This window comes from Bradyrhizobium sp. MI1.10 (genome assembly GCF_055811035.1).
Genome location: NZ_JBVVPN010000007.1, coordinates 223,454 through 229,453 on the forward strand (window position 1 = coordinate 223,454; position 6,000 = coordinate 229,453).

6 protein-coding genes are annotated in these 6,000 nt (G+C 61.4%); 4 read left to right on the forward strand and 2 right to left on the reverse strand.

Annotation, left to right across the window (positions count from 1 at the left end):
• Window positions 1-375 precede the first annotated feature (375 nt).
• The 4 genes from AC0L3K_RS10485 (at window position 376) to AC0L3K_RS10500 (ending at window position 3,162) form a co-directional block, all read left to right on the forward strand.
• Window positions 376-780 carry a hypothetical protein gene (locus AC0L3K_RS10485; protein WP_009859228.1) on the forward strand — a complete coding sequence of 135 codons (405 nt, stop codon included), beginning with the start codon at window positions 376-378 and terminating at the stop codon, window positions 778-780.
• Entirely contained in the window at window positions 781-1,026 is a 246-nt protein-coding gene (locus AC0L3K_RS10490) for a hypothetical protein (protein WP_157158496.1), read from the forward strand.
• 176 nt (window positions 1,027-1,202) lie between these two features.
• Entirely contained in the window at window positions 1,203-2,003 is an 801-nt protein-coding gene (locus AC0L3K_RS10495; RefSeq protein WP_473256351.1) for a hypothetical protein, read from the forward strand.
• Window positions 2,004-2,580: 577 nt separating this feature from the next.
• Window positions 2,581-3,162, forward strand: coding sequence for a hypothetical protein (locus AC0L3K_RS10500; protein WP_354129580.1), 582 nt, complete (start codon window positions 2,581-2,583; stop codon window positions 3,160-3,162).
• Window positions 3,163-3,995: 833 nt separating this feature from the next.
• On the opposite strand, the gene AC0L3K_RS10505 is transcribed toward AC0L3K_RS10500, so the two are convergent.
• Entirely contained in the window at window positions 3,996-4,757 is a 762-nt protein-coding gene (locus AC0L3K_RS10505) for a ThuA domain-containing protein (RefSeq protein WP_354129586.1), read from the reverse strand.
• Window positions 4,758-5,193: 436 nt separating this feature from the next.
• Window positions 5,194-6,000: VCBS domain-containing protein (locus tag AC0L3K_RS10510; protein ID WP_473365913.1), on the reverse strand; the 807-nt coding region annotated here is incomplete at its 5' end.

Genomic DNA, 6,000 nt, shown 5'->3' on the forward strand with positions numbered 1-6,000 from the left:
TTAACTGGAAACGGCGGGTGCCGCCCGGAAAACTACGGCCTGCGCCATGAGCGAGATCGACCGAACGGCGGCAAACTTGCCGATCTGCGACTGCGTCGGCAGCGACCGCGTGCCGATCGTGTCTGAAATGTTCAATCCGCACACGGGCCGGACCGTGACAATGTTCCAGTGCAGGCAGTGCGGATATGTGACGTGGGATGATCGACCCACATTTCCTTCGCCGTGGGGAGCCTCTGGGTGAGACGGGCCTGCGAGATTACAGGCACGCTTGGCGTGTACTGGATTCGCACAGCCACCGGCCTTTACCCAGTCTTAACGCTGGTTGTGCCGATCATCGGGCTCTCGCGCGAACACCGAGGGAGAGGCTTCCTCCAGATGCTGAAAGACGGCACTTACAGGGCGTGGCTCAAGACCCCGCTCGGCCAAGGCACCGGCATTGCCCATGTTGCAACCGGCAGAATCTGGGGCCGCAGCAGCATTATGACCTACAACGGCACCTGCGAAGTCGATGGAGATCGATTCACCGCAATCGTATCGATCAAACGGCATACCGATGAGCATGTAACTATCTTCGGCGCCGATGACCTCACGCTCAAGCTTGAGGGAACGTGCTCCGGCAAGATAGGTCGCTATGTCGGGACGGCAGAAGAGGTGCCGGGAGTGCTCTTCGAGGGAACGCTCATCCTCACCGAGGAGGAGCCGCCTTCGCTAAAGGCGAGCGAGTCGACGCCAACGTTCAACCCGAACAAACTTCCCAAACTGCCGAAGCGCTCCCGCTAAATGACCCCGCAAGCCGGTACGCCTTCGCTCGCTTCTTGCGGGCTTTGCGACCGGCTCGCGATGCCGATTGAGCGCGCGCACAACGCCGATGCGGGCGAACATCGTCGGGCCACCGAGGTCGGCCACCAGCATCAGCGCCTCGATCGCGGCCTGCCATTCCGGCGCGTCATGCTCGCGCTTTGGCAGCTTGGTGATGAACGTCGCGGCGTCGTGCAGGGTGATCAGCTTGCAGCCATCTGGCAGTAGGATCGGATCGTCGAAAGTCCGCTGCCAGCCTCGGTATTACGCTACTGCGGCTCGTGCTTGTCCGTCAGTTCTCGCACCGCCAAGCTAAGCTCCAGCTCTCGAAGCCGTTCTATCAGCAGTTCTACGATATCCTCGTAGTCGGAGGGCGATAGCGAACTCACACCGCGCAACGTCTGTTGCTGAAGACGGTCGACACCCTGCTGATCATCCCGAACCAGAATCTGTTCCGGGTGGCCAGCGAGAAGACCACGTTCGCCGATGCCTTTGCCCTTGCCGACCAGGTGCTTTATTCCGGCGTGGCCTGCATCAGCGACCTGATCGTCAAGGAAGGCCTAATCAATCTCGATTTTGCCGACGTCCTCTCCGTCATGAAGGAGAAGGGCAAGGCCATGATGGGACGGGGCGAGGCCTCCGGCGAGAAGCGCGTGCTTGCCGCTGCTGTGGCCGCGATTTCCAATCCATTGATCGAGAATCCCTCGATCAAGCGCGCCAGTGGCCTCATCATCTCTATCACCGGCGGCAAGGATCTCATGCTGTACGAAGTCGACGAAGCTGCGACCCGCATTCGCGACGAGGCCGACCCGGACGCCAACATTATCGTCGGCGCGTCGTTTGACGATAGCCTCGACGGTATCGTCCGCGTCTCGGTGGTGGCGACCGGAATCGATAATCTCGACCCGGCGTCTCAGGCGCAACCGGTGGAAACCGCCATCGCCCAGCTCGCGGGCAGGCTGCGCAACGACGGCCGCCGCATCGCCGATCGCATCGAGCGCAGTGCACCCCTTCCGCAAGTGGAATGCCCGCCGCCCCGCTCCGAAGCGCGACAGCCCGTGGGGCAACCGGCAAGGGCGGCTCCGGAATATGCGCGCCACGCGGCCGACCGGCCGCTCGATCCTTACGGCCGCACCGCTGCGCGCAATGCGCCCGATGAGGCTATTCTCGATATCCCGGCCTTCCTGCGCCGCGCCGCCAACTGAACGGTCGCAGGAGGGGAGTTACGGTCGTCATCCCGGGGAGCGACGAAGTCGCGAGCCCGGGATCCATTGTGAACAAGCGTTCAAGATTAACCCCTTCGCCGCTTGCTGGATCAATGCTTTAGCTCGCCGATCGGCGTCGGGACGCCACGCCGATTTACACGCTGGGCCAACTTCCGGGCTTTCTACCGCGATGTTCATCCGAAACCGTCATGGCGGCACCTGCTCGTGCGCGCCGATCCGACTGGCGAGTTTTCGCCGGACAATTGCCTCTGGCAGGGTGGAAGACGGTATCGGGGGCGATCGACCGCTCGATGACCGAGGACAGGGCGTTACTGCTCGCGTCCTCAAGTCGTTGACGCCGCAGCGGTAAAGGCCCCTTCGAGGGAGGCCGGAAGGCATGATCCAGATCAAGGCTGCCGCTTGACTGCCGCCCAAGGAATTCGCGCAGTAAGTTGCTCAACCCGTTTTCTGGGCTGGACGCTTTGCGGTTGGATCGCTGCGCTGGTGAGTGTGGTGGGCCGCGACGATCCCCACCCCCGCCGCCGTTTACTGCCCGGTGATCTGGAGCATGTCACCAATGAAACGCTGTCTCGTTGCTTTCGCAATCGCCGCCAGCCTGTTCGCACCAGTTGCGCACGCCAACGATGTCTTGGAAGCCAAGTTGCGGGCCTACGTTCCGGTCTTCTCCCTCGCCAGAGTATGTGACATCACGATCAATGACGCCACCTCGGGTGACCACCGCGCCACGCTTGAAGCGGTGAAATCTGAGCCGAATGCTGAGAAACTCGCCTACCGCCTCCATTACGAAACGCAGACGGCCTACATCAAAGCCCGCGACGGAGGTCAACGGGTCGCCTTCTGCAAAGACTTCATCGCAGCCAACAGCCAATACGCCAAGGCGCGCGTCACCGCCGTGGTCGAGGACCACATGAGCCACGTCAGCACTAATGTGCAGAAAGCGATTGCCTACAACGTCTGTGGAGCGAACACCTACGCCAAGCTGTCCAAGGCCGACTGGAAGCCGTACGCGCTTACCAAGAAGATGCTTGAGATCGAGCATAAGCTGGCCAAGGAAAACGCCGAGACGAACGGCTGGAACGTCGCCGAGGAAACGACGGCGGTCACGGAACAGTTCTGCGCCGCGGTAAAAACCCGATGAGCATCGCCGCCGCCAAAGTCCGAGCCCCGCTGATGCGTCTTTGCGCGGCTTTGACACGATGCCTCCAGCCCGAGCCTGAAGGCGTGCAGCACCGCCTCATGGCGTCGGCTCCGCAGCGCATGGAGGTCCGACTTAGCAGCAACTACCGCGATCACCGAGCGGAAAGCCTTGCAGGTCCTTGGTTGGAACATCGTTTCGTCCGAACATTTCCAAGAATGGTCGCTTCGTCAGTGCGAAAAGTTCTGGCGATCCAATATAGCTGGAATACTTGCGCGCCGACCAGACGTCAGAGGCGTCGGCGGACGACCACTCAAACAACGGACGAAACTTTCGTTTTGGGTCCAATCGGGTGCCCGGTCAAACAACAATGATATCTCGGGTGCGAGGCGCACACGGGCCAGTTTTCCCGAGCGCCCTGGCGCATCGACCACCCTATCGAGCCGTTGACGAAATTCCGTCGCGGTTCCTTCGGGCAGCTTTTTGAGTAAGACCTCAACCAGCCGCCCGGCGGGAGCATTCAAAGCGTCCGTAGCCGCGCAGGGCGCCTGCCATGTCGTCCGTGCTATGTTGCTTTCCGGGCATCGAACGGCGGCAGGATGCTTGATAGGTCGAGATAGCGATACGGCATACTGTGCGTTACCTGTGATCCGCGAGAAAGCCAGCAACGAAGGTCCGGTTCTGGCCCTAAGCCGAAGAGCAGTTCAGCCGCCGTGATGTCCGCTGTCGCTGGTGACCCGGAACGGAAGTCGCAGACCAAGACCGTCCGAACCTCTGGCACGGACACCACCCGACGAATCCGGCGGTGGCGCAAATGCGAAGTGCGGCGGCGTCTCCTAGGGCGACCTTCGCATAGACCAGAGGATAGCGTTCGTGAGGATTCGCTGGTAGCGGGCGTCCTGCCAAACTGACGGCTCGTGGCCTAGCGCCGAATAAAATACTCGTCCCTCGCCATAGAATCGGGTCCAGGTGAGAGGCCAGCCATAGAATCGTTGATGCACGCCGGTCTTGCCAAGGTCCACCGAGCTTGGGTCGAGGCGCAGGAGCACGCGTGAACCACGATAGTCGAAATCGCTGATTTGGTAGATTTCGTCCTCGACTTGCAACGAATTCCCGAGAAAAGCCACCAAGGCATCGCCAGGATCAACCACCTCGATCTTCACGGCCTGATGCCAAGGATGACCATTAAAGTAGCCGCCGACCAGATCGAGATAGTCCGGCCAAGTGTAGAATGTGTCCGTCGCCGAATGAACGCCGAGGAACCCGCGGCCCGAGCGCACAAAGTTGAGAAGAGCTCTCTTTTGCGCGGCGCTCATTGGAAGTTCTCCGGTTGTGTAGAACATCACCGCCGCGTAGCGCTCGAGATTTTCGGTAGAAAATTCGGACGTGTCTTCCGTTGGAATGACTTCAAAGACACCCGAATTGCTTCCGAGCTGGGTCAGGATTACCTTGGAAAGCGGTATGACATCATGCCGGTAGCCGGCGGAGTATGTGAAATAGAGGATGCGCTCTGGCGGACGCTCCGCATGCGCGCCGAGTGGTCGGATTGCCGCCGCGCCGCCGAGGAGCGCGATGAACTCACGTCGCCTCACAATCACCTCCGCCAACGCCAACCAACATGTTTTGAAGAAGCCTAGCACAGATCAGCCCCGCACCGGCCTTGGGGCATCGCCCTCTGGCGTCCTATGCAACGCTGCGGGCCCATCAGCGAAGTGGCGAATCGTCTCATTAAGGTCAGCTTCGTGGGTGGAAGCGGACTGGTTTTGCTCAGGCCGGGTTCTTCGCACCTTGACCCGGAGCGGACATCGCGAATCCTGCAAGTGCTGCTCCTGTCGCCTTCCGAGTATGACCTTGGAGGTTACAATGACTCATTATTATGGTGCCTGGGAGCGGACATGAAGTAGCGCGCTTTCACGGCTCTTGATGGCCGTGCAGCTGATGGCGGTGCGGGTCCGTGAATGTGATCGGCGCAACCATGGGAGCGCCTCCGGAAAACGCCAATCCGCCCGGACGCGACGAAGGCGTCGGCGGCTCTCAGAGGATAAGATCGTGTTGGAAGGGTAGCTGTACGCCCTGGCCAGCAGCCTCCTGCTCGTCGAAACGCCAACTCTCCGGCGTCGCATCGGCCGGATGGGGCCATGCGGTCGCGGCGGAATCGTGCTCCGGATTGAGCGCGGCGACGGGGACCGAGGAAGCGACTGCCGCAGCCGTCGAGCTGGCATGCTGCAGTTCCGCACCCGCCTCGAAATGGAACGCGGGCTCGGCCCGGTTGCGAAAGCCTTGGTCGTCGGCGCCCTGGATGACCACGGTCACGATCTGCGGCGTGCCGTCGATCGTGGTCACGGTGAAGGTGTCGGTCAGCGCGTCGCAAGGTCCCAGGGCCTGGACCTCCGGGTCGTCGGGGTCGAGCACGTATGTCCACGTGCCGCAGGTCGTCATCGTGAAACTGCCGTAGCCGTGGTCGCTCGCCTGCGGACATGTCGTCGCCGTGAATGTGTCGTCGGGATTATCGACGTCTTTGTCGGACAAGGTGCCGCTCGCGCGTGGGGGGTCGTCGCAGGAATTGCTTGGCTCGGTCACGCGTCCGCAAATATCGCCGCAGACGACCGCGGCCTCGTTGCTGCCCTCGATGGTGACGGTCACCGTCTGCGCCGTACCGTCCGCGGCCCTCACGGTGAAATCGTCAATCAGCGACTGACCTGCCCACCGGTAAATCGCGCGCCGGATGACGTTCAAGTCACGCCACCATCCGTCGTCGAGGGCCAAGGCGAGCAAACGATCGGCACGGCACTGGAAGATGTCTTGGCAGATGTTGTTCAGGTCACCCCGCCGCGCATTATC

Coding starts and splice junctions, on each gene's coding strand:
- AC0L3K_RS10485 (WP_009859228.1), top strand. CDS start 376: ATGCTGAAAGACGGCACTTACAGGGCGTGGCTCAAGACCCCGCTCGGC.
- AC0L3K_RS10490 (WP_157158496.1), top strand. CDS start 781: ATGACCCCGCAAGCCGGTACGCCTTCGCTCGCTTCTTGCGGGCTTTGC.
- AC0L3K_RS10500 (WP_354129580.1), top strand. CDS start 2,581: ATGAAACGCTGTCTCGTTGCTTTCGCAATCGCCGCCAGCCTGTTCGCA.